At 71.9% G+C, this 23148-nt stretch carries 21 protein-coding genes and 1 pseudogene; 9 read left to right on the forward strand and 13 right to left on the reverse strand.

The genetic code is table 11. The annotated features are described in order from the left end of the window. The first annotated feature begins 151 nt into the window (after positions 1-151). The 4 genes from IE237_RS06870 to IE237_RS06885 all read left to right on the forward strand — a co-directional run bounded on the left by IE237_RS06870 (position 152) and on the right by IE237_RS06885 (position 8711). The gene (locus IE237_RS06870; RefSeq protein ID WP_189800904.1) at positions 152-1306 is read left to right on the forward strand and encodes an ATP-binding protein; all 1155 of its coding nucleotides are present in this window, start codon (positions 152-154) and stop codon (positions 1304-1306) included. Next, positions 1303-5148, forward strand: a complete 3846-nt coding sequence (locus tag IE237_RS06875; RefSeq protein WP_189800905.1) for a DUF5682 family protein — start codon at positions 1303-1305, stop codon at positions 5146-5148. The genes IE237_RS06870 and IE237_RS06875 overlap by 4 nt, the downstream gene beginning before the upstream one ends. Continuing rightward, positions 5145-7088: an SWIM zinc finger family protein gene (locus IE237_RS06880; protein WP_189800906.1), complete on the forward strand. Its 1944-nt coding sequence runs from the start codon at positions 5145-5147 to the stop codon at positions 7086-7088. The genes IE237_RS06875 and IE237_RS06880 overlap by 4 nt, the downstream gene beginning before the upstream one ends. Before the next feature lie 162 nt (positions 7089-7250). Next, the gene (locus IE237_RS06885) at positions 7251-8711 is read left to right on the forward strand and encodes a catalase (RefSeq protein WP_189800907.1); all 1461 of its coding nucleotides are present in this window, start codon (positions 7251-7253) and stop codon (positions 8709-8711) included. 119 nt (positions 8712-8830) lie between these two features. Here the strand turns inward: IE237_RS06885 and IE237_RS06890 are convergent, their stop codons facing one another. Beyond that, positions 8831-9583: an alpha/beta fold hydrolase gene (locus IE237_RS06890; RefSeq protein WP_189800908.1), complete on the reverse strand. Its 753-nt coding sequence runs from the start codon at positions 9581-9583 to the stop codon at positions 8831-8833. An 88-nt stretch (positions 9584-9671) separates the two neighbouring features. Between IE237_RS06890 and IE237_RS06895 the strand changes: the two genes are divergently transcribed. Beyond that, positions 9672-10199, forward strand: coding sequence for a PadR family transcriptional regulator (locus IE237_RS06895; protein ID WP_189800909.1), 528 nt, complete (start codon positions 9672-9674; stop codon positions 10197-10199). 133 nt (positions 10200-10332) lie between these two features. Further along, the gene (locus tag IE237_RS06900) at positions 10333-11436 is read left to right on the forward strand and encodes a glycoside hydrolase family 113 protein (protein WP_189800910.1); all 1104 of its coding nucleotides are present in this window, start codon (positions 10333-10335) and stop codon (positions 11434-11436) included. A gap of 69 nt (positions 11437-11505) precedes the next feature. On the opposite strand, the gene IE237_RS06905 is transcribed toward IE237_RS06900, so the two are convergent. The 5 genes from IE237_RS06905 to IE237_RS06925 all read right to left on the reverse strand — a co-directional run bounded on the left by IE237_RS06905 (position 11506) and on the right by IE237_RS06925 (position 14583). Beyond that, the gene (locus IE237_RS06905) at positions 11506-11967 is read right to left on the reverse strand and encodes a hypothetical protein (RefSeq protein ID WP_189800911.1); all 462 of its coding nucleotides are present in this window, start codon (positions 11965-11967) and stop codon (positions 11506-11508) included. Next, positions 11964-12398 carry a MarR family winged helix-turn-helix transcriptional regulator gene (locus IE237_RS06910; RefSeq protein ID WP_189800912.1) on the reverse strand — a complete coding sequence of 145 codons (435 nt, stop codon included), beginning with the start codon at positions 12396-12398 and terminating at the stop codon, positions 11964-11966. The genes IE237_RS06905 and IE237_RS06910 overlap by 4 nt, the downstream gene beginning before the upstream one ends. A gap of 106 nt (positions 12399-12504) precedes the next feature. Next, positions 12505-13119: a hypothetical protein gene (locus tag IE237_RS06915; protein WP_189800913.1), complete on the reverse strand. Its 615-nt coding sequence runs from the start codon at positions 13117-13119 to the stop codon at positions 12505-12507. 151 nt (positions 13120-13270) lie between these two features. Then, complete coding sequence (locus IE237_RS06920) at positions 13271-13867, reverse strand: HDIG domain-containing metalloprotein (protein WP_189800914.1); 597 nt, start codon at positions 13865-13867, stop codon at positions 13271-13273. A 59-nt stretch (positions 13868-13926) separates the two neighbouring features. Further along, positions 13927-14583, reverse strand: a complete 657-nt coding sequence (locus tag IE237_RS06925; protein ID WP_189800915.1) for a TetR/AcrR family transcriptional regulator — start codon at positions 14581-14583, stop codon at positions 13927-13929. 145 nt (positions 14584-14728) lie between these two features. Here IE237_RS06925 and IE237_RS06930 point away from each other — a divergent pair, with 145 nt between their 5' ends. Further along, positions 14729-15739, forward strand: a complete 1011-nt coding sequence (locus IE237_RS06930; protein ID WP_189800916.1) for a glycoside hydrolase family 113 protein — start codon at positions 14729-14731, stop codon at positions 15737-15739. Between the two features lie 64 nt (positions 15740-15803). On the opposite strand, the gene IE237_RS06935 is transcribed toward IE237_RS06930, so the two are convergent. Next, positions 15804-16199, reverse strand: coding sequence for a hypothetical protein (locus tag IE237_RS06935; protein ID WP_229842378.1), 396 nt, complete (start codon positions 16197-16199; stop codon positions 15804-15806). Positions 16200-16333: 134 nt separating this feature from the next. Between IE237_RS06935 and IE237_RS06940 the strand changes: the two genes are divergently transcribed. Beyond that, positions 16334-16723, forward strand: a complete 390-nt coding sequence (locus IE237_RS06940; protein WP_229842379.1) for a hypothetical protein — start codon at positions 16334-16336, stop codon at positions 16721-16723. A 66-nt stretch (positions 16724-16789) separates the two neighbouring features. On the opposite strand, the gene IE237_RS06945 is transcribed toward IE237_RS06940, so the two are convergent. From IE237_RS06945 to IE237_RS06970, 6 genes are all read right to left on the reverse strand, one after another. Further along, on the reverse strand, positions 16790-17461 hold the full coding sequence (locus IE237_RS06945; protein WP_189800917.1) for an alpha/beta hydrolase: 672 nt from the start codon (positions 17459-17461) through the stop codon (positions 16790-16792). Between the two features lie 102 nt (positions 17462-17563). After that, on the reverse strand, positions 17564-19126 hold the full coding sequence (locus IE237_RS06950) for a hypothetical protein (protein ID WP_189800918.1): 1563 nt from the start codon (positions 19124-19126) through the stop codon (positions 17564-17566). Next, on the reverse strand, positions 19126-19803 hold the full coding sequence (locus tag IE237_RS06955) for a hypothetical protein (RefSeq protein ID WP_189800919.1): 678 nt from the start codon (positions 19801-19803) through the stop codon (positions 19126-19128). The genes IE237_RS06950 and IE237_RS06955 overlap by 1 nt, the downstream gene beginning before the upstream one ends. A gap of 283 nt (positions 19804-20086) precedes the next feature. Further along, entirely contained in the window at positions 20087-20380 is a 294-nt protein-coding gene (locus tag IE237_RS06960; RefSeq protein ID WP_189800920.1) for a hypothetical protein, read from the reverse strand. A gap of 300 nt (positions 20381-20680) precedes the next feature. Next, a complete protein-coding gene (locus IE237_RS06965; RefSeq protein ID WP_189800921.1) occupies positions 20681-20914 on the reverse strand; it encodes a hypothetical protein in 234 nt (77 codons plus the stop codon). 249 nt (positions 20915-21163) lie between these two features. After that, positions 21164-22402: a pyroglutamyl-peptidase I gene (locus tag IE237_RS06970; protein ID WP_189800922.1), complete on the reverse strand. Its 1239-nt coding sequence runs from the start codon at positions 22400-22402 to the stop codon at positions 21164-21166. 247 nt (positions 22403-22649) lie between these two features. Between IE237_RS06970 and IE237_RS06975 the strand changes: the two are divergent. Next, a pseudogene (locus IE237_RS06975) lies at positions 22650-23123 on the forward strand (SigE family RNA polymerase sigma factor); the annotation flags it as partial. Between the last annotated feature and the right edge of the window lie 25 nt (positions 23124-23148).

Below are 23148 nucleotides of genomic sequence, written 5' to 3' on the forward strand. Positions count from 1 at the left end.
ACCTCCATCGAGGCTCGCTCGACCGGCACCTGAGCCGCCGCTGACCGGCCGCCCCGTCGTCAGCACGGCGCGGCGCGCCCACCCCGGGTGCGCCGCGCCGCCCCGCCCCGCCCGTACACACGCATGCCGAACCACGACGAAGGAAACCCGAATGGCTGTCACCGAACAGACCGCCCCCGCCCGCCAGGGCCAGCCTGCCGAGGAACGCCACGCGATCGAGCTCGCGTTCCTCGCCGCCCAGGACCCCGGCCCGCGGCCGCCCGGCTGGGTACTCACCCCGCGCGCGGTCGTCACGTTCGTCTGCGGCAGCGACGGCGCGGAGCTGGCCCTGCCCGAGCGTCACGCGGAACTGCCGTCCAAGCTGGTGATCCCCCCGAAGTTCGTCGGCGAACGCGCGCTGGTCGAACGCTGCGTGGTCACCCTCGCCGGAGAGCGCGGGCTGCTGCTCACCGGTGAACCCGGTACGGCCAAGTCGATGCTGTCGGAGCTGCTCGCGGCCGCCGTCAGCGGGACCAGCGCCCTGACCGTGCAGGGGACGGCGGGCACCACCGAGGACGCGTTCCGCTACGGCTGGAACTACGCGCTGCTGCTCGCCCAGGGTCCCACCCCGCAGGCCCTGGTGGACTCCCCCGTGCTCGCCGCCATGCGGGCCGGGCGCGTGGTGCGGGTCGAGGAGATCACCCGCTGTCTGCCCGAGGTGCAGGACGCCCTCGTCTCCCTCCTGTCGGACCGGAGGATCAGCGTCCCCGAGCTGACCGCCACCGAGGACGCGGTGGTCCGCGCCGCCCCGGGCTTCACCGTCATCGCCACCGCCAACCTGCGCGACCGCGGCGTCTCCGAGATGTCCGCCGCGCTGAAGCGCCGCTTCAACTTCGAGACCGTGGACCCGATCGCCGACGCCGACGCCGAGGCCGTCCTGATCCGACGCCAGGCCGTCGCCGCCGTGCAGCGGGCGGGTGCGGCGTTCGCCGTCGACGACGCCGTCCTGGACGCCCTCGTCACCGTCTTCCGCGACCTGCGCTCCGGCCGCTCCACCGAGGGCTGGGACGTGGAGCGCCCGGGCACGGTCATGTCCACCGCCGAGGCCGTACAGGTGGCGGCCTCGCTGGGCGTCGCCGCCGCCTACCTGCCCGGCGGGGACGTGCTGGACCTGCTGCCGGGCCATCTGCTGGGCGTGGTCCGCAAGGACGATCCGGCCGACCACGCGCGACTGCTGGGCTACTGGGACGGCCCGGTGCGCCGCCGCGCCGAGACCGGTTCCGCGATGTGGCGCCGGCTCTGGGACCTGCGCGGGAGCCTGCGTTGACGACCGCCGATCCGCGAGCCGCCGTGGACGCGCTGGCCGCGTCGCGCGCGCCGTACCTGCTGGGAGTACGCCACCACAGCCCGGCTCTCGCCGCGGTGGTGCCCGCCCTGCTGGAGGAGGCGCGGGCCGAGGTGGTCTGCGTCGAGCTTCCGGCCGACTTCCAGCCCTGGCTGGAGCACCTGGCCGACCCCGAGACCGTCGCCCCGGTCGCCCTGGCCGGGGCGGGCGAGGACGGACGGCTGTCCTTCTACCCGTTCGCGGACTTCTCGCCGGAGCTCGCAGCGGTCCGCTGGGCCAGGGCCCGTGGGGTGGAGGTCGTGTGCTGCGACCTTCCCCTCGGCGACCCCGGCTGGTCGGCGGGGCTCGTCGGGACAGCGCGTGAGTCGGACGGGGACGCTGCCGTACACCCTGACGCCGACGCACCGGTGAGTGCCGGGGAATCTCTCCCCTCCGGTCCCGACGACGGTACGGCGCGGGGGCGCCGCTCGTACGCCGTGGCGCTCGCCGCCGCGGGGACCGGCCGGGACGGCGAGGACCTGTGGGACCGAGCGGTGGAGGTTCTGGCTCCGGGGTGCGCCCCGGAGGCCCTGCGCCGAGCGGCGCTGGGCGTGGGCTGGGCCCTGCGCGCCGACGGAGCCGTACCCGCCAGTGATCTGGTGCGGGAGGAACGCATGCGGCAGGTGATCGCCTCCGCCTCGGCGGGCGGGCGCCGGGTGGCAGCCGTGATCGGCGCCTTCCACGCGCCCGCGCTCCTCGCGTCCGTGGAGGTGGAGGCCGGAGCGGAGGCGGATGCCGGAACGGGGGTGGATGCCGGATCGGGCGCCGCCTTCGGGGCGGCCTCGGGCGCGTCTTCCGAGGCGCGCGACGAAGCCGCAGGGCCCGAGACCGGCTCGGTGACCGGCACCAGCACGGGGACCGGCACCAGCACGAGCACCAGTGCGCCGACTCCCGCCGGTACGGCCCGCGAGGGCTCGGCGGTGACCTCGCTCGTCCCGTACTCCTTCGACCTGCTCGACTCCCGGTCCGGCTACCCCGCCGGAATCCGCGACCCGTTGTGGCAGCAGGCCGTGCTCGCGGCGGCCGGCGACCCGGAACGGATCCGGGAGGCGGCTGCCGACGCGGTGACGGGTCTGTGCCGGGAGATGCGTCGTGCGGGGCACACCGCGGGCACCGGCGAAGCCGCCGAGACACTGCGCCTGGCCTGCGACCTGGCCGCTCTGCGCGGACTGCCCGCCCCCGGGCGCGGCGAACTGCTGGAGGCCGTCACCACCGTGCTCGGCCAGGGCGAGCCCCTCGGCCGGGGCCGGGCCCTGGCCCGTGCGCTGGAGGCCGTGTTCATCGGTACCGCGCGCGGACGGATCAGCCCGCACGCGCCCCGGTCCGGTCTCGGCCCCTCGGTCGAGGCCGAGCTCGCGGAGCTGCGGCTGCCCCGCCCGGACGACCCCGACCGCCGCGACCTGCGTCTCGACCCACTCCGTTCACCCCTGGACGGCCGCCGCGAGGTGCTGCTCCGGCGCCTGCTGGTCATCGGCGCCTCGTACGGCGAGCCCCTCTCCGTGGCGAGCACCGGCGACGGCACCGCGCTCGGCACCAAGTGGCGTCTGGCGTGGACGCCGTCCGTGCCCGCGCGCCTCGACCTCGCGGGCGTGCGCGGGGTCACCGCGGCCCAGGCCGCCGCCGGCACGCTCGCCGCGACCGCGCGCCGCGAGGCCGCCGAGGGCGGCCCCACACCGGACCAGATCCTGACCGGGCTGGTCGACGCCGCGCGCTGCGACCTGCCCGAGCTGGTCGACGCGCGCCTGCACGAGGCCTCCGCCGTACTGCCCGACAGCGCCGACCTGCCCGAACTCCTCCAGGCTCTGGACCTGTTGGAGGGACTGCGCCGTGGCCACTACCCCGGCACGACGCAGGACGCCCGCACGGCAGCCGGCGCGCTCACGGAGGAGCTTCTGGAAGCCGCCGTCCGGTCCCTGCCCGGTCTCGCCGGGAGCGACAGCGCCGCCGACGCCGGGGCGCTGGTGGCACTGGCGGACCGAACGGCCGCCCGTCACCTGGGCCTCCGGCTGGACCGGGCCCTCTCCGAGCTGGCCGCCGAGGGCTCCCCGCTCATCCAGGGCGCCGCCCTGGCCGTACGTGTGCTGCTCGACCTGGACGACGCGGCCGGGCTCGGCGACCGCACGGCCGGCTGGATCGACGGGGCCACGACTCCCGAGGCGCGCCGCGCGCTGTCGAAGCGTCTCGTCGGGCTGCTCACGGCCGCCGGCCCCCTCCTCCAGGCGTCACCGGACGCGCTCGCCCCGCTCATGGACCGGGTGGACTCCCTGGCCGACCAGGAGTTCCTCGACCGGCTCCCGGCTCTGCGCGGCGGTTTCGACGCGCTGACTCCCGCCGCTCGGGACCGTCTGCTCGCGACCGTGACGGAGCGGCTCGGGGACCGGCTCGACCTGTCGCTCGACGCCCCTTCCGAGCTGCTCGCCCTGTGGGCGGCGGCCGACGCGGCCGGATCGGCCGCGTTGAAGACCCTGGGCCTGTCGGGCACGGACGAGGCGTCCGTTCCCCGACCCGGGAACGCCCCCGAAGACCTCGCCTCCGGATCGGCGGACGAACTCCCTGCCACCGGATCCGCAGACGATGACCTCGCCTCCGGATCCGCGAGCGATGCGACCGCCGACGCGCCCGCGCCCGCGGCCGGAACCGCCCCCGCGAGCGACGCCGACCGGCGGCTGGGGCGTACCGATCGCTGGCGACTGCTGCTCGGCCGTCACAAGGAACGGCTCACGGGCGACGCGCGCCGCTACGCCCATGCCCTGGACGAGCTCTACGGCCGCGGGCGCGGCGAGGGTGCGCAGGACCTGGACGGCGGCGCGCCCGGTCAGGGAGGTGGTCAGGACCCGTCCTTCCCCACCGCCCGGGAGTGGGCGCAGGAGCTGGAGGCCCTCTTCGGCACCGACGTGCGCGAGGAGGTCCTCGCGGAGGCCGCCGACGCGGGTCGCGTCGACGTGCTCGGGCAGCTCGATCCGGCGGCGGTACGCCCGTCGGTGGAGCTGCTCAGTTCGGTGCTGTCGCTGGCCGGTGGCATGCCCGAGGCCCAACTGGCCCGGCTGCGTCCGCTGGTGAAGCGGCTCGTCGACGAGCTCGCCCGGGAGCTGGCCACCCGCCTGCGCCCGGCGCTCTCGGGTCTGTCGACGCCGCGTCCCACGCGGCGCCCCGGCGGGCGCCTCGACCTCGCCCGTACCCTCCGGGCCAACCTCGCGCACACCCGGCGCGCGGGGGACGGCCGGGTCGTCGTCGTGCCGGAGCGCCCGGTGTTCAGCACCCGGGCGAGCAAGGAGGCGGACTGGCGGCTCGTCCTCGTCGTCGACGTCTCCGGTTCCATGGAGGCCTCGGTGATCTGGTCGGCGCTGACGGCCGCGGTCCTGGGCGGGGTTCCGACCCTGTCCACGCACTTCCTGGCCTTCTCCACCCAGGTGATCGACCTGACCGACCGGGTCGAGGATCCGCTGTCGCTGCTGCTGGAGGTCCGGGTCGGCGGCGGTACGCACATCGCGGCCGGTCTCGCGCACGCGCGTTCGCTGATCACCGTACCCAGCCGGACGCTGGTCGTCGTGGTCAGCGACTTCGAGGAGGGCGCACCGCTCGCCGGGATGCTGGGCGAGGTGCGTGCCCTGGCGTCCTCGGGTGCCCATCTGCTGGGCTGCGCGGCGCTCGACGACACCGGCGCTCCGCGCTACTCGGTTCCGGTGGCGCGCCAACTCGTCGCGGCCGGCATGCCGGTGGCCGCCCTCAGCCCGCTCGCCCTCGCCCGCTGGGTGGGCGACCGCCTCCGTGGAGAACCTCGTTGAGCACCGGACTCCTTCCTCCCGTCACCCCCGACGTCCTTGCCGACGCCGTGGAGCAGCTCAGCGCGCGGCTGCGCAAGAAGCTCGACGCGGCGATCGCGGGCTGTGCCGACCGGGCCGCCGCCGCGGCGGACGGGTCGGTCGAGGTCCCCTTCGGCGAGGACGCCACGGTCACCCTGCGCCCGGGCCCGTCCGGCGCGGTCACGCACGCGGATCAGGCCGCGTGCACCTGTCTGTTGGCTCCTCGCTGCCTGCACAGGGCCGCGGTCCTGGGCGCGGCACCTCTCGTGGACGCGGAGGTTGACGCGTGCGGAGCTCACGACATGCTCGCGGACGAGGCCGCCGGCTCGGGCGCGGGCTCCGACGCGGGAGCGGGCCGCGGTGAGGACTCGCCCGCCGGCGGTCCGGCGAGCACCGGTTCCGGACAGCCCGTCGAGGCATCTGCGGGCGACCCGCGCCGTACGACCGGCACGGCTCGGGACCAGGCCGGAGCCGAGTCAGCCGCTCCGCCCGCCCTCACGACAGCGCAGGTGCGCGCCGCCGAGGCGCTCTGGGCCGCCGCCGCCGAGGCCCTGTCGGCCGGTGTCACGGCGAGTGGCGCGGTGGTGCAGGCCGAGCTGCTCCGCGCCGCCCACACCGCGCGGCTAGCCGGGCTTCCGCGGGCCGAGGCCGCCGCGCTGCGTGTCGTACGGGGCTTGAGAGCCGCACGGGAGCAGAGCCAGGGACAGCGCCTGGGCGACCTGGCGGAGGCCTTCCGAGAGCTGCTGGCCGGCGCCGCGTCGCTGAGCTCCGGGTCGGCCGACGCGGGTGTGGCGGGGTCCGCGCGGCGGGTCTACGAACAGGGCGGCAGTCTGCGGGTGTACGGCCTGTGCCGGGAGCCCGTGCTGTCCGCGACCGGGTACGCCGGAGTGACCACACATCTGATCGGTTCGGACAGTGCCGGGTACACGGTGTCCGACGTACGCCCCGGCGGCCTCGCCCGTGTGAAGGGCGCGGGGTCCGCGTCCGTGGCGCTGGGCGGCGCCGTCCTCGACCATGCCGGGCTGGCGCGCGGCGGTCTGCGGATCGTCGGCGCGACCGTCTCGGCGGACGGGCGGCTCGGCGCAGGGCGGGGCGTCAGTGCGACGCCGCTGCGCGGAGTGGACTGGTCCGAGGAGCCCGCCGCCGCGCTCTTCGCCCGGCCGGTGCGGGAGGCGATGGCCGCCGCCCTGGCCGCCGGCGCACCCGGGGCGGGCGAGCCCGGCGGGACGGCTACGCACCTGCTGGGCTGCGACGTCGAGGTGCTCGGGGCTGCCGGCGACAGTGTCGTCGTCCGCGTCTCCGGGGAGGGTCCGCTGCTGCGGCTCCGTCCCGCACACCTCCATCCGGAGCTGCCGCACGCCGCAAACCTGCGCCGGATCGCCCGGTACCCCGGGCTCGCGCTGCGTGTGCTCGGCCGTCCCGACCTGGACCGGGCGGCGACGCTTCGGCCGCTGGCGGTCGGGCCGGTGCCGGGGGCGTCGGCCACCCTGCGGCTGCCGGACGGGTGGAAGGGACGTGCCGATCTCGGCTACGACCGGCTCCAGGGTGAGCACTTCCCCGGGGGGACGGCGGGGTCTCCGGCCTCCGAGCCGGTGGCCACAGGTCCGGATCCGCTGGCGGACGCGCCCCTGTGGCGCGTGCGGCGCCTGCTGGAATCGGGCGTCGCGGGTGGTCGCCGTGCCGTGGCGGAGGCGGGCCGCGGCACGGACTCGGCCTCGCTCGTCACCCGGCTGACCCGAGCGGGACTCGGCGGAGCGGCGCACCTCGCCCAGGCCCTCACCGCGGAGGCCGGCCGCCGCCCCCGCGACGCCTTCGGCCGCCTCACCGACGCCTCGGCCGACGGCTACGCGCGGGCCTGGCTCGCCTCGGCCGTCCACCTGGCGGCGGCGGAACGATCGCTGGTGGCGTGGTCCTGGTCCTGAGCCACCGCAGGCGCCCACCGGATTCCCGGTGGGCGCCCGCGGCGCTTCTCGGGTCCCGCAGGGGCGCGCCCACGTGAGGGGCCGGGAAGGGGTGATGCCTCCGGTGGCAGCCTGAGGCGAATCGGCAGAGGGTGGGTCTGCGCGACGACGAAAGGCAGACCTATGTCCGAGAGCCGACCGGGAACGACGACCGACTCCGGGGCCCCGGTGGAGAGCGACGAGCATGCCCTGACCGTGGGGCCGGGCGGGCCGATCCTCCTCCAGGACGCCTACCTGATCGAACAGATGGCGCAGTTCAACCGGGAACGGATCCCGGAGCGCCAGCCGCACGCCAAGGGCAGCGGCGCCTTCGGCCGCTTCGAGGTCACCCACGACGTCAGCCGCTACACCCGGGCGGCCCTCTTCCAGCCCGGCGCCCGCACCGACCTGGTCGCCCGTTTCTCCACGGTGGCCGGCGAGCGCGGCAGCCCGGACACCTGGCGGGACCCGCGCGGCTTCGCGCTGAAGTTCTACACGTCCGAGGGCAACTACGACATGGTCGGCAACAACACGCCGGTCTTCTTCGTGAAGGATCCGATGAAGTTCCAGCACTTCATCCGGTCCCAGAAGCGCCGGGCGGACAGCAACCTGCGCGATCACGACATGCAGTGGGACTTCTGGACGCTCTCCCCGGAGTCCGCGCACCAGGTCACCTGGCTGATGGGAGACCGTGGCATCCCCCGGACCTGGCGCCACATGAACGGCTACACCTCCCACACGTACATGTGGATCAACGCGTCCGGGGAACGGTTCTGGGTGAAGTACCACTTCAAGACCGACCAGGGCATCGAGTTCCTCCCCCAGGACGAGGCGGACCGGCTGGCGGGGGCCGACGCCGACTTCCACATGCGGGACCTGTTCGAGCACATCCGGGACGGGGACTTCCCGTCGTGGACGCTGCACGTGCAGGTCATGCCGTACGCGGACGCGGCCGGCTACCGGTTCAACCCGTTCGACCTCACCAAGGTCTGGCCGCACGCCGACTACCCGCTCATTCCGGTCGGCCGGATGACATTGGACCGCAACCCGACCGACAACCACGCCGAGATCGAGCAGGCGGCCTTCCAGCCGAACAACTTCGTCCCCGGCATCGGGCCGAGCCCGGACCGGATGCTGCTGGGCAGACTCTTCTCCTACGCGGACGCCCACCGGGCGCGCATCGGCGCCAACTACCAGCAGCTTCCGGTGAACGCGCCCGTCGTCGACGTCCACACGTACTCGAAGGACGGCGCGATGGCGTACCGCAAGACCTCCGACCCGGTCTACGCGCCGAACTCCAAGGGCGGACCGGCGGCCGACACCGAGCGGTACGGAACCCCGCCCGGCTGGGCGGCCGACGGGGAGATCACCCGGGCGGCCTACGTCTCGCACCCGGAGGACGACGACTGGGGGCAGGCCGGCACGCTCGTGCGCGACGTGCTGGACGACGCCGCCCGCGACCGTCTGGTGGACAACGTGGTCGGCCACCTCCTCGACGGCGTGACCGAACCGGTCCTGGAGCGCGCCTTCACGTACTGGACGAACATCGACGCGACCGTGGGCAAGCGCATCACCGAGGGCGTCCGCACCCGGCAGGGCGCGTAGCGCCCCGGGAGACGGCGTAGCCGAACGGCTCGCCGGTCCAGGTGCCGTCACCTGGACCGGCGAGCCGTTCGGCGTGCGGGGCGGACGTCGGACGGTTCGCCGCCGCCCCGCCACACTCGCTAGCCGGCCACCGCGTGCGCGAAGGCGTCGGGGTTGTCGAACATGATGTTGTGACCGGCGCCGGGGACGGTCACGACGTCCACGCCGGCTTCCCGGAGCTCCTCCGCGCCCCGCAGCTCGCCACTCAGCTCACCCTGCAGGTAGACGCGCGGCACACGCGAGTGGAGGAACATCTCGCGCATCACCGGTTCGGTGCCCCGCACCAGATGGACGGAGGACCGGTGCAGGGCGAGCGGGTCGGCCAGGCGCATCGTGGCCGCCCAGGTGGGGCCGACTCGCTCCAGGACACGGGCGAAGCCCCCGCCTCGTACGAACTCCTCCTCCGTGTACGACGCGATGCCGCTGCTGCCCGCCGTGGGCGCCGGAAACGGATCCAGGTTCCCCTCGGTGATGACGAGCCGCCCCACCAGGTCGGGCCTGCGGTGGGCGAGGACGATCGCGACGGCGCCGCCCATGCTGTGCCCGGCGATCACCCCCTCACGCACCTGGGCCGCGTCGAGCGCGGCGGCCAGGGCGTCCGCGTGCTCCTCCAGCGAGTAGCCGAAGTCGGCGGGCCGATCGCTGATGCCGTGTCCTGGCAGGTCGACGAAGAGAACCCTTCGGCCGGAGAGCTCGGGCCGGGCCCCGATGTGCGCGTGGTAGACGGTCGCCGCGGACCCCAAGCCGTGCACGAACACCACCGCGGGGCCCGCCCCGACCGCCTCGGTCCACCGGATGACACTGCCCCGCTCGTCGAATCGCGCCTCGCGCACTGTCCGCTCCCCTCTCGAATACATCGGCATCACAGTACTACGCTATCGTAGTACTACGACACCGTCATTCATGAGAGAGAATGCGGGCATGCTGGAACTGTCGATCCTCGGTTTCCTCTACGAGACACCGCTGCACGGCTACGAGCTGCGCAAACGCATCACCGCCCTCACCGGCCACGTACGCCCGGTCGGCGAGTCCACGCTGTACCCGGCGATCAAACGCCTGGAGAAGGCCGGCCTGCTGGTCCGCGAGTCCCAGCCCGGCCCTGCCGCAGCTCCCCGCCAGGTCCTCACCCTCACCCCCGCGGGCCGGGACGAACTCCGGCGCCGCCTCGCCGACGCCGAAGGCCCCGACGTGACCGACGAGAACCGCTGGTTCACGCTCCTGGCCTTCCTGCGCCACCTCGACGACCCCGCCGCCCAGGCCACCGTCCTGCGCCGCCGCCTCGCCTTCCTGGAAGAGCCCGCCAGCTTCTTCTACGACGGCGAGCGCCCCTTGCACGCCGAGGACCTGGACGATCCGTTCCGCCATGGCATCCTCGCCATCGCCCGTGCCACCTCCCGGGCGGAACTCACCTGGCTCCACTCGACCCTCACGAGCCTGGAGAGTAGGTAGCGCGCTCTTCCGTGTCGTCGCGGGCGAAAGGTGACTCGTCACGTCGAAAGTCAGGCGCGGCAGCGACTTTGGTCGAAGGGTCCGAGCCCTTCGGCCGACGTGCCACCGGCACCACTCCCGAGAGAGTGGCGGCATGACCTCAGCACCCCTCGCCCGCCGGACCCTGCTCGCCGCCACCGCGGCCCTGTCCACCGCCTGCGCCGCGGGCACGGCGCGTCCCCGTACGACGCCGACCGACGCGGCGGCGTCGCCGCGAACCCCGGCCTCACTCACCTACAGGGGCGTCAACTTCGATACGGACCGCGAGGTCTGGCGGACGGAGTACGTGCGCCGGGAAATCGCCGCCATCAGGGAGCAGTTGCACGGCAATGCGGTCCTCTTGCTGGGTCACGACCTCGACCGGCTGACGGAGGCCGCGTCGATCGCGGCCGAGCACGGCCTGTTCGTCTGGTTCGAGCCACGGCGGTTCGACAAGGACGCGGAGCAGACCCTCGCGTTCCTCGCCTCGGTGGCGCGCGCCGCCGAGCGGCTGCGCAAGCGACATCCCGGCGTGGGCGTATCGGTCGGCACCGAACTGACCATCTTCATGTCCGGCCTGCTGCCGGGGAAGGACTACGACGAGCGCGGTCAGGCGCTGGCGCGCCCGGAGTCGGCGGGCTATCAGAAGAGGCTGAGCGCCTTTCTGGACCGGGCGCTGAAGACCGTACGGGCGCTGTTCGCCGGACAGGTCACGTACAGCTCCGGGGAGTGGGAGGAGGTCGCCTGGCACGGCTTCGACGTCGTCGGGGTCAACCTGTACCGGAGCGCGGACAACAAGGCCACCTACACCAAGAGGCTGCGCGCCCTGAAACGGCACGGCAAGCCCGTCGTCATCACCGAGTTCGGCTGCTGCACCTTCACGGGGGCCCGGGAGCACGGCGGGGCCGGCTTCAACGTGGTGGACTGGGAGCGGGAACCTCCGCTGGTCAAGGACGGCTATGTGCGCAACGAGCGGGAACAGGCCGGCGAGATCGGGGACCTGCTGGACCTGTACGCGGCCGAGCGGGTGCACGGCGCGTTCGTCTACAACTTCATCGCTCCCGACTCGCCGTACTCCCCGGAGCGCCGCCACGACCTGGACATCGCCAGCTTCGCGCTGGTCAGGACCTTCCCCACCGGCACGCCGCGCGGTTACGCGGAAACCGGGCGCTGGGAGCCCAAGCTGTCCTTCCAGACGGTGGCCGGCCGGTTCCGGTAGCACCTGCCGCCAGGTGGTTCCGTGCGGATCAGGCGTCGGCCCTGCGACCGGGCGAAGGCCCGGTCACGGTCACCGCGCCGCTTCCTCCCGGGGCCGCCCACGGCCGACGTCCTGCCACGGGAAGGGTGCGAGGTCGGGCTCGATCCAGTCCGCCTTCGCCTGCGCGGAGGCCAGCGTCGACGAACGGTAGAAGCGGGCTGTCAGGAGTCGCTTGTCGAGCAGGGCGGGGTGATGGTCGGCGAACGCGTCGAAGTCGTCTTCGCCGTGTTCGGCCGCATGGAAACCGACCAGCTCCACCCAGGCCCGGCTGACAGTGGCGTGGTACTTCTGGGGCGCGCCCGCATAGCGGGCGGTGCGCTGGATACCGTCGCTGACCAGGCCGATCGCGGCACGCACACCGACCCGTCGCACGGCCAGCCAGGTCAGGTGGACATGCTCCCGGTGACCGAACCGCCCGGTGGTCGCCATCACTTCGGCCAGCAAGGCGTCGAAGTCGGGTGCGTCGGCGGCGTGCGGGGGACGAACGGTCATGAGGGCACCTCGGTCAAGGCTTCCAGGCCGGCGCGCAGGCCTGCGATCGCGTCCGCCGACAGGCCGTCGAGCGCGCGACGCTCCAGATCGGCGATCGTCTGTCGAATCGTGGTGGCGGTCAGCTGCCCGGAAGCGGTGAGCTCGATGAGCACCGCGCGGCGGTCACCCGGCCTGGTGCCACGGGTGATGTGGCCGCGTCGCTCCAGGCGGTCCAGGACGCTGGTCAGCGTGGTGGGGCGGGTACCCACAGCCGCGCCGAGTTCGGACACGGTCCGGCCCCGGCCGTCGGCCAGGTTGGCCAGTGCGTTGATCTCGGAGGCGGTCAGGTCCATGTCGACGAGCCGTGCGGCAAGGACTTGCAGGGTGGCGTGGGTGGCCCGCTGCAGAGCAAGCAGGGCCGACCACTCGGATGGCACGGATTCGGATTTCACGATTTCGAACTATACGATTTCGTACTACCTGCCGGCAAGCGAGGCTGAACCCACGTACGGCATCCATCGGACAGCAGCCCATCGATGCGCGGTGGCAGCGACGTGATCAGCTGTCGAACCACACGACGAGGCGCACGTTGTCGTCACCGTGCTGCGCCGCGAGTGTCTCCATGGCCTTCCAGACGGGTTGCCACTCGATTTCGGGGACGGCTTCTCTGCGGCGGATGGTGACCGACCTATAGAGGGTATCCCCGACGAGCCACTCACTCCCTTCGGGCCACTCCCGTGCCTCGCCCGCTCTGAGACCCACAGCCTCGGCGAATTCACGGCTCCAGCCGGATTTGCCGCTGAACCTGAGTCCGTCCGGGGTCCGGCGGTACTGATGAAGTCGGCTGTCGGGCTTCTCTGCGGGCTCGTCCCAGTCGACCGCCTTCACCTCGGCCCACGTGATCCATGTGGTGTCGTGAAAGCCGTTCACGCCATACCACTCCGTCAGTTGCGCGGACCATACGCTCGCGGAACCCGATACGTCAGCGGGCAGGCCTCGATTCGGGGCCAAGGGGCGGAAGTTCGCATAGTTGCGGACGCCGAAGAGGCAGCCGAACGCATCATAGGAACAGCCCTCGTACAGGGACGCGAGATCGTCCGCGGCGCACCAGGCCGACCCCTGGCCGTCCTGTGCCGCTCGGTATTCGAGAAAGCCGTTGATGTCGGTAACCACGTCAAACACTTTGCCAGCCACGTCAACCGGTTATCCCTGCCCGGACCCAGGATCAGCACCTCTCAGCCAAGACGGCTTCCGGCAACTGCAGTGCGGGCAGAGCTGCCGATGGCCTCGTCCCACGGATCCCTGCCGGCGGGCGCCCGCCTTGTCAGGTCAGGTCATGGCCGTACGAAGCCGCCAGGCTCCCCAGTTCAGGGTCGCCGAAGTGCGCGCGCAACGCACTGAACGCCTCGACCTTGTCCTGACCGAAGCGTCCCACATACGCCGCATAGGTGTCCGGAGAGAGGAACCTCGGCGGTGCGGACTTGCTGTGGAACTTGTCCGCGTACATCACCAGCCGTTCTTCCGGCGTGACTGCGACATAGTCGGCAGGCGGCAGCGGAAGCCCCTGGTTGATCACATCCTCTTTGCTCAGCCCGACCCCGGTGTGGCACGAACAGAATCGGCACAACTCCGCCGGCATCCCCTCGGATTCCAGGATTTCATGCCCGAGCAGTCCGTGACGGATGTAGCTCAGTCCGTCGATCCGACCCTCGGCGTTGTAGAGGCGGTACACCCCGATGTCATGGAGCAGGCACCCGGCGCGCACCAGCTCTTCGTCAAAACCCCACCCTGAAAGGGAGATGACTCGCTCAGCCACCTTCCAGACGATTTCGCAGTGCGTGAAGACGAGTTCGAACACCTCGGCATTGGGGGCGTGTTTGAGGTGCAGCGCGCGAATTTCGTCCACCGAGGGAATCTCCATCCCCGCAGCATAGCCAGCCCTGCCCGGCGCACTGGAATGGTCTCCCACCTGCGAGCCCGCTACAGGCCGCCTTCGCGGGTGCGCCGCTCGGCGGCGTCGAAGGCCGGCGCCAGCGGGGCCAGCGTCGTGCGGAGGTGGTCGGGCAGGGAGCCGGCGGGCACCACCAGCCCCGCGGCGCCGACCGCCTCCGCGCTCCCCGCCGGCTGGAGCCAGTCTTCCAGCGCGATGCGCACCGCCGCGGCCACGCTTGCCGCGAGAACGCGCGCCGTGCGTGCTTCGGCGTCACCCAGACGTTCGGCGATCGCCGCCGTGAGAGGGGGCTCGATGTCGGCGGTGGCGTCGAGGAACGCGTCACGGAGTGCGGTCCGCGCGGTGATCAGCAACAGCGCCTGCTGTTCGCGCTCACCCGCGTTCGCGTACTGCTCGACCACCGCCTCGGTGACCGCGTCGGCCAGGCGCACGCCTGCCGGCCCGGCCGTGACCGCCGCCGCGATCCGCGCTTCCCTGTCCGCGGTGACAGCGGAGACGATCGCCTGCTCGCGACTGGCGAAGTAGTTGTTGTAGGTACGCGGTGACACTCCGGCCGCCTCGGCGATGTCCTCGACCCGCACCTGGTCCGGTCCGCGCTCCACGGCCAGACGCAGGGCCGCCTCGCGCAGGGCCTCCCGCGTGGCCTGCTTCTTCCGCTCCCGCAGCCCTGCCGGTGGTGTCGTCACGGCGCCAGCGTTCCACACCGTACTGCGCGCCCGCAATCTTGCGCGTACGCAATATTGCGGGCGCGCATCTTTTCTGACAACCTCGACCCGACCGAGCCCGACGGACGAGACCGACAGAGAGGCCGTCACCATGCGTGCAAGAGGAATGACCTACGACACCGGATTCGTCGTGCACGGTCAGACATCCCGAGAGGACTTCGACCCCACGGTCGTCCGGCGCGAGCTGGCCATCATCCGCGACGACCTGCACTGCAACGCGGTCCAGATCATCGGCGGCGACCCGGACCGCATCGAACTGGCCGCCGACGCCGCCGCGGAGCTCGGCCTGGAGGTCTGGTTCTCGCCCTACCCGCTGGAGCTGGATCCGGAGCAGATCCTCACGCTCTTCCGCGACTGCGCCGAGCGGGCGGAACGCCTCCGCCGGCAGGGGGCCGCGGTCGTCTTCGTCGCCGGGGTCGAGCTGAGCGTGATGAACCGCGGCTTCCTGCCCGGAGCGAGCCCCGAGGAGCGGGTCGAGCGGCTGATGAGCCGGCCCGAGCGGCGGGCCGACGCGATGCGGGAGCTCGGCGTGCGCATCAACGCGTTCCTCCACGACGCCGTGGCCACGGTCCGCGAGCGCTTCCAGGGCCGGCTCACGTACGCGTCCATCCAGTTCGAACAGGTCGACTGGACCCCCTTCGACCTGGTGACGTACGAGCTGATCCGTTCCGCCGAGGTCGCCGACCGGTTCCGGGATGCGGTGCGCACCCTGGCCCAGGTTCCCAAGCCGCTCGCCGTCACCGGGTTCGGCACTGCGGCCTACCGCGGCGCGGGAGACCGCGGTGGTCGTGTGCTGGAAGTGGTCGAGTACGACCCGGAGACGAAAGCCCCTGTGCGGCTGGACGGCGTGTACGAGCGGGACGAGGCCGGCCAGGCCGCCTATCTGGGCGAACTGCTGGAGATCTTCGAGTCCGAGGGCGTGGACAGTGCGTTCGTGTTCCTCTTCGCCCTGGCTGGCTATCCGCACCGCCCGGACGGCGACCCCAGGGACGACCTGGATCGGGCAGGCCTGGGCATTGTCGGACTCCTCGAAGGGCGCCGGGGTCAGACCTACCCCGACATGGAATGGGAACCCAAGGCTGCCTTCTCGGCCGTGGCGCAGCGGTATCGGAGGTGACATGCCCTGCGCACGGGCAGAGGGAGGCGGTACGTGCCGGAAGGCCCCATCGGGCGCGGGGCCCTCAGTCCGCGAGGTGCCGCCGAAGGAACGGCGCAACCAGGAGGACGAGCAGGGTGAAGACGGCGAGGCGTTGCAGTCCTGACTGAGCGTGCAGGCCGCTGTGCTGGATGCCGTACACCGCGTACCAGTTGGCGGTGATGTCAGTCGCCATGATCGCGCAGCAGAGGTCCATCCCTCGCCTCCTGCCGCTGATGAGCAGTCCGGCTGCGAGCGGATCGAGGAAGGCGAGCGAGGTCCAGTAGAGGTTGAGCCAGTTCGGTGCCCACTCATAAGGGCGCAGGCCGTGACGGAGGAGGTCGGTGATGTGGGAGACGGCACCGACGAACAGCAGGACAGAAGCAAGGGCGAGAGCCGTCGCCACCGCCCATCGCGGAGCCTGACGCATCCATCTGGTCACACCGTGGTCCCTCCTCGTTGTCCAGTGTCGCGATGGCTCTGACTCGCTCACTCACACCCACGCCCGGGAATCCGCTCGCCACGCCGTTCGACGTCATGGCAGCATGTGCCGCATGACGACGAACCCCAGGAGCCATGCCGCGTAGCCGGCCGCACCACATCCGAACCCGCGTCGCCCACCTCCCGCCGCGCGAGACGCAGCGGGTGATCGACGGCCTGTCCGCGAGCTCCCTCTCCGAGATCAACCGGCTGGAACTCGACCGCAACTATCTGCAGCCAGGAGACATCAGCGCGGCCCTGCGTCTGTGGCAGAACTACGTACGCCGTCCCGAGAGAGATCTCTGGTACGACTACGAGTGGGGCCATGTACACGAGGACTGCTGCGGCGACCCTTTCGAAGCCCGCGCTCTCCTCGACACCGTGATGCAAGCCCTCTCGCCTCACAGCGCCCGCCAACTGAGGCGGGTCATCAGCAGGTCCGACGCCCTCTGGAACGGAACCTCACCGCCGTACCTCGCGGACTAGGGTTCAAGTGCACCTCAGCGGTACGACACATGACCACCGGCCACGTCTCCACGAAGGACCGGACCGCTACCGGCCCCGCACAGCGGCGGCGTACCGCTCAAGCCAATCGGCCACCTCCCTCGGGCGGCTCAGCGGCAGGCAGTGCCCACCGTCGATCGCGTCGGCCTCGACACCCAGGCGGGCCTTGGCGACGCGGCGGCTCCACTCCTCGGGCATGAAGCGGTCGTCGCGGCCGATCAGTGCGCGGGAGGGGATGGAGGGCCACCGCTCCAGCGGCCAGGGCTGGTCCATCGGGGTCTCCTGTTGGATCCGCACACGGCGCTGCGCCTCGGCGGCCAGCTCGGGCGGGACGTCGTGGTAGAACAGCGCCTCCTCGTCCTCGCCCTCCCCCGGGGCGCGGACGAGCTCGGTGAAGCCGGTGCCGGTCCACCACTCGTTCGCGCTCTCGCCGGGCCGCGGGATCATGCCGGCGACGAAGACGATGAGGTCGGCACCCGTGCGCTCGGCCACAAGGGGAGCGGTGAAGCCGCCCAGGGAGTGGCCGACGACGACCAGGTCCGTCAGGTCACCGATCGCCTCGCCGACAGTGTCGGCGTACTCGTTCCAGGTCGCCTTGTCGTCCTCGCTGGGCAGGTCCACGGCCACCACGCCGTGCCCGTGCTCGCGCAACACCGCTTCCACCAGATGCCAGCTCCAGGCGCTGTCCTGGGCTCCATGGATCAGTACGAAGGTCGTCACAGAATGATCCCTTCCTCGACTCTGCCGCGGCGACACCTGGGGCCCGGACCGGTCACGGCCACCAGCGGCCGACGACGAGGATCGAATCAGTGATACGCCGGATCACGTCCCGCCGCCGAGCCGGGCGAGCGCGGGGGCGGCGTTCCTCAGGGCGAAGAGGTGATCGCTGCGGGAGAGCCGTTGCGTGGCCGCGCGCAGGAATGCCACGTACGACGTCGGCGTATCGCTCGCGATCGTCTCTCCGGCCCGGCCGACGAGTCCCGGCACCCCGAAGGGGTGGTGCTGAACGGTGACGAAGGCCAGGACGGGAGCCAGGAGACGGCCCGGCAGATGAGGGATCAGCTTGACGACGACCTCGGCCCGTTTGAGCGCATCGGTCATGGCGGCGGAGGCTTCCCATGCCTGCTCAGCCACGGCCGTCCGGCGCTCCGCGGGAAGCCGGTCGATCACCTTCAGCAGCCTCTCGGCGCGCCACTCCGGAGGGGCGGACAGCGCCCTCTCCAGGGATCGCTCGGGGTGCTCCAGCTCGTACACGGCACCGGTCGCGAAGAGTCGGGGTGCTGCCACCGACTCTCGATCCATCATGGTGCGGAGCTTGTCCAGCAGCTTCGCGCGGTCCTCCGGCCACGGGATTCCGTCGGCTTCGCACCACGCCCTCCGCAGGATGGTCCGGCGTCGCTCCGCGGAGAGGTACGGCACCAGATCGGCCCGGAACCGAGCGCGTCGACGCATGGTCGCCCGGCGGCGCAGGACGCCCGCTTCCGGTGTCGCCTCCAGCAGTCCCGGGTCCTCGATCCCCAGCAGGACCATCCTGTCGAACAGCGAGGGATCGATCAGGAGCAGGGCAGGCGTGCGCTCGTCGCTGATGGCCTCCAGTGCCTGGTCCGCCAGCGCGTTCCGGTGTTCCTCCGGGACGCTCGCGAGCAAGCGGGCGAGTGATCCGGCCCGGTCGTACCCGTCGGGGAGGGCGATGGCGTCCGCCAGCGTCCCTTCGAGCAGTTCCCGTGTGCGCCCTTCGCGGAGATCGCCCGAGAACAGGGCCTGAGAGGACAGGAGTCGGCCCAGCGCATGAGCCCTCGGAGGGACGTCGGTGATGGCGTCGATCATGTCGAGGACCTGGTCCGGCAGGGATTCCCGCCGTTGTTCAGGCAGGTGGCGCGCGGCAGCGGCCAGGGTCTCGACGCGGGAGGACGGGGAGGGGATCGACTCCGCGGCATCCAGGCACATCTCGGCCACCGCTCGCCGGTGTTCGGGCGCCACGTTCTCCATGAGCGCTTTCAGCGTGCGGACTTGAAGGTAGCCGGAGTCCACGCCGGCCATGATGGCCACAACCCGTCCGGCCAGGTCCAGCTGATGCGACAGGGCGGTGTGCCCGATCAGGTCGGTCACCGCCCCGGCGTCGTGGTGCCGCTGGTCGATGGCACCGGCCTCGGCCAGGAACCGTTCTGTCGCGGCTCGGCGGTGTTCCGGAGACAAGAGGTCGAGGAGCTCGGGCAGCATCTGGGCGCGCGCGTAACGGGAACCCGGCTTGTCGAGTTCCTCCACCAGCTGTTCGAGCACGGTGGGCAGATGCTCGGCCGGAAGGTGCTGGACCAGTCGCGTGCGATCGAGCAGCGTGTCCGGGTCGGTGACGGCTCCCGCCGCCTCCCGCAGGACGAGGTCCATCACCTTCTCCCGCTGCCCGGGGGCAGGCTCGGGGCCAGGTCGGCCAGCTCCCGCACGCGTGCGTTCTTGTTCACGATGGCGGTCGCGTCGTTCAGTGCCCGCGCCAGTACCTCCTGTCTGCGAGCGGCGGGAAGGTGGCGAGCCACGAGTCTCAGCGCCCGGACGCGCGAGGAATCCCTCAGGCGGTGCGCGGCCGAAAGTACGGACTCCGCCGGGAGCGACCCGCTCCCGGCGGGGAGGTGTTCGAGCAGCTCGGCCATCGCCCGTGCCCAGCTGCCGTATCGGTCGTCCGGGATGCTCACCACGGCCCTCCAGGCCCGCTCGACGGAGTCCGCCCGGAGGTGCTGCGGCAGCCGCTCGATCACACCGGTCAGTGCCTGCGCACGGGCAGCGGGGTGACTGATCCGCTCCGCGGCCAGCTGAGCCGACCGGACCATCCCCACCTGGTCTGCGGGCGGCACGTACTGGACCAGGTCGGTGAACGTCCCGGCGCGGGCCTGCGGATTCTCCAGGCCGGCCGCGATGCCCCGGACGTCACCCGCCACCGCCGGCCAGTGCCCGGCGGGCATGGAGGCGACCACCCTGACCAGCTCTCGGCCACGGAAATGGTCACTGGCGACGCCGGACACGGCGTGCAGTGCCGCCTCGATCACCTCCCGCTGCCCTTCGGCAGGCATGAGGGGGACCAAGGAGGAGAGCGCGTGTGCCCGCGTCTGGTTGCTCGTCAGCCTCCGAGCGAAGGCCAGGGGTGCCTCCGGCGCCGACCGCGCTCGCCGGACGCCTGCACCCGTATCGAATCTCGCCCCATGCCAGGACGGTAACGGTGCGGGCGCCGTGCGCGTGGAGCACTTCGCCGCATCTCCCCGATCGCGCCGCGCGTCCCCCGCCATCCACACGCCGATGCCCCGGACGTGGCGGGTCCGGGGCATCTGGCGAAGCTCAGACTCTGCCTGAACGCCCCTACCTGACGACGACGTTGTGCGCCGGAATGATCGTCGGCTGCACGTCGGCCTGGCCGAGGTCCTCCAGGATCGGGCCGAACGTCTTCGCGTGGTGCTCGAGGGCCTCGACACTCTCCCAGACCTCGGTCACGCGGAACCCACCGTCGACCGGCCCCGCCGCGTGAGAGATGAGGCCCGTGTTCGGCAGGTCTGCGAACTGCGTGAAGCCCCGCCCATCGGTCACCCGCTCGATGACCGTGTCATAGAGCTCCTGCCCGGCGCCGGAGAATTCGAAGGTGACGATGACAGCCATGGAGATGCCCCTTGCCTCGGTCCGTCCGCCGCACGGCTGCGGCAACGCCCCGCGATTCTAGCCGTACGTAACCAAGGGAATGCACAGAGCGACGAAACGCTCCCCGCTCCGACCAGGACCCGGATACATCGGACGGACTGATCGGGAACTCGGCCGACAGCCGAGGTGCTCCGGTTGCCCCCTGGCGAAGCAAGTCGGCCCGCCCTCGCGTGCGAGGGCGGGCCGTTGCCGCAGGCCGTGCGCGGTCACGGCACGCGCGGGTCCTTCAGAGCGGTGTCCGTTGCCGGACGTGACCGCAGGTCAGTGGGCGCCGAGGAAGGAACCCTCCGCGCCCTCTTCCCAACCCTTGTCCGAGCAGGAGCCGGTGAAGATCGTTCCGTACACGGACGGAACGCCGCTCACCGAACAGTGCGAGCTGAAGCCGGCGCCACCCTCGTCGAAGTACCCGATCCCGACGCCGTCGTTGGCGAGCGCGGCACCGGCGCCGCCCAGCAGAATCCCCACGGCCAGAACAGACGCGGCCAGAGAACGCATAGCTACTCCTCAATGTCTCCGTGTGACGTGCCAGAAAGTGGCCGTCGCGCGGTCAAACGCCGCACGGAGGCAACGAGACACGACGTCTCACTCCAATGCCGGACAGCCGGTCGCGGGGCCTTCCAGAGCGCAGAAACGTTGCCTTCCAGCCACCCCTTGAAAAATCGTGATCACCCCCGTGACCTGGGATTCACCACCTCGGCTCAGCGCCCGGGTCACTCGTTCGGCAGGTCCGACGCAGCGCGCGGACTACCGGGACCCGGCCGCCACGGCGACGATCGCCCGCACCTGGGCGATGATGTCGAGACGGTTCCGTACGAACTCCTCGTCCGTGACCGTTCCCGTCGCCGGGTCGGTGTTTCCGGGGCCGAACTGAAGGACCGGAGTGTGCACATGGCCGCCGGGCAGCCGCGTCAGGCCGAGGCGGTCGCGCAGCAGGGTGACCCGGTAGGCGATCTCGTTGGACAGATAGTTCCCGCCACCGCCCGCCCGGGCGGCGGAGCCGGGAGTCGGCCCGTCGGGGCGGACCACGGGAGTGTCGGTCCCGACCGGCAGCTCGGTCACCGAGGTGTTGTCGTACACCGGGAAGCGGCCGGTGGATGCCGCCGTGATCGCTGCGTACGGAAGGGTCGTCGACGTCCACTGGGGCTGCGTGGCCGCATCCGCGACGGGCACGGTCTCCGTGCGGGACAGGTTCTCGTTGTCGGGGAAGCCTCCGCGCCAGGCTCCGTTGGTCCGCTCGATGTCGAACCGTCCGGGCCGGCCCTGGCTCACCGTGGTGAAGAGATCCACCTTCGGCAGGTGCGGACGCAGGGTCCGCTCGACCGTGCCGTCGGCGAAGTCCTGCCAGCGGACGGGGAAGACGGCCGTCTCGACCCGCGCGAGTGAACCGTCGGACGTACGCAGCCAGGTGCCGTCCAGGGCGAGCGCGGTCGCTCCGGAGGGGTTGCTGATCCGGGTGTCGCGGTCGAGCGTGAACGGGTCGAAGCCGGTCAGCAGGATCCGCTTCACGCCCTTCCCCGCCGGGTAGCGGATCGAGTCCTGGCCGCGCGAGGAGCGTTCGAGGCGGTCGAGCAGCCGGCTCCGGCCCTCCTCCGTGATCCCGAATCCGGGTTGCCAGCTGCGGAGTTCACGGGTGAGCGCGAGTCGCGACCAGTACAGGGGCCGGTCGTCGTCCCGCGAGAGGTCGCCTCCCGCCGCTCCCCTGCCCTGGGCCCTGTCCACAGCGCGCCGCCAGAGCCCCGATCCGTACCGGGCGGCCGTCCGCTCAGCCGCCGCGAAGGAGTCGGTGTCGGCGAGCGCGTCGGCGAACTCCGGTGCCAGGGAGGCGAATCCACTGCGCTTCAGGATCTCCTGCGGTGCGGCCCGGTCGAGCCGGGCCTCCTCGACGGAGACCGTGGCCGGTGCGGCGGCCGAGGCGGGCGGGGTCGCCAAGGCCAGGGAGACGGCGGCGAGGGGGAGGGCGACTGCACTGCGTATCGAGGTCACTGGGGTCCTTTCGTACGAACGAGGTGTTCCGTGAGCAGTGGACCTTCGCCAAGGAACTCATGCCAGGGCGCACTCACCCCGCTGGCCGAAAGTGCCACCGTGCCTCGCGCGGAACCCGTCGCAAGACGTGTGTCGTCCGCGCGCAGCCGTGTGACCACCATCACCTTGGTTCACGGGATCCCGTGTCAACCGGGAGACCCACGGCAGGCGTATGCGGGGTGTATTCGGAGATCCAGGAGTGTGTTCGTTGACCGTCGAGGAGTTCGAAGAGTTCTACGCCCATGCGGTGGCGCGGCTCACGGGCCAGCTGTACGTCATGCTCGGCGACCTGCACGAAGCGCAGGACGTCGTACAGGAAGCCTTCGTCAAGGGGTGGAACCGGCGGCGGCAGCTGGACCGTGACGGGCAGCCGGAGGCGTGGATCCGTACCGTCGCCTGGCGCCTCGCCGTGAGCCGATGGCGGTTCCGTCGGCGCACGTCCGAGGCGTGGCGGCGCGGCGGGGCGCCCCCCGTGGTCGAGGGGCCGGAGCCGGACCACCTCGTGCTCGTCGAGGCGCTGCGCGGACTCCCGGCGCAGCAGCGGCGCACTCTCGCCCTCCACTACCTCTGCGACCTGAGCGTCGACCAGGTCGCCGCCGAGACCGGCCTTTCGACCGGCACGGTCAAGACCCATCTCTCCCGGGGGCGCGCGACCCTCGCCCAGCGCATGGACGATCCTCGCGCCCCCGGCACCGAGGCGGAGCCGC

The organism is Streptomyces tanashiensis (genome assembly GCF_014648895.1).
Taxonomy (GTDB): Bacteria; Actinomycetota; Actinomycetes; order Streptomycetales; family Streptomycetaceae; genus Streptomyces; species Streptomyces tanashiensis.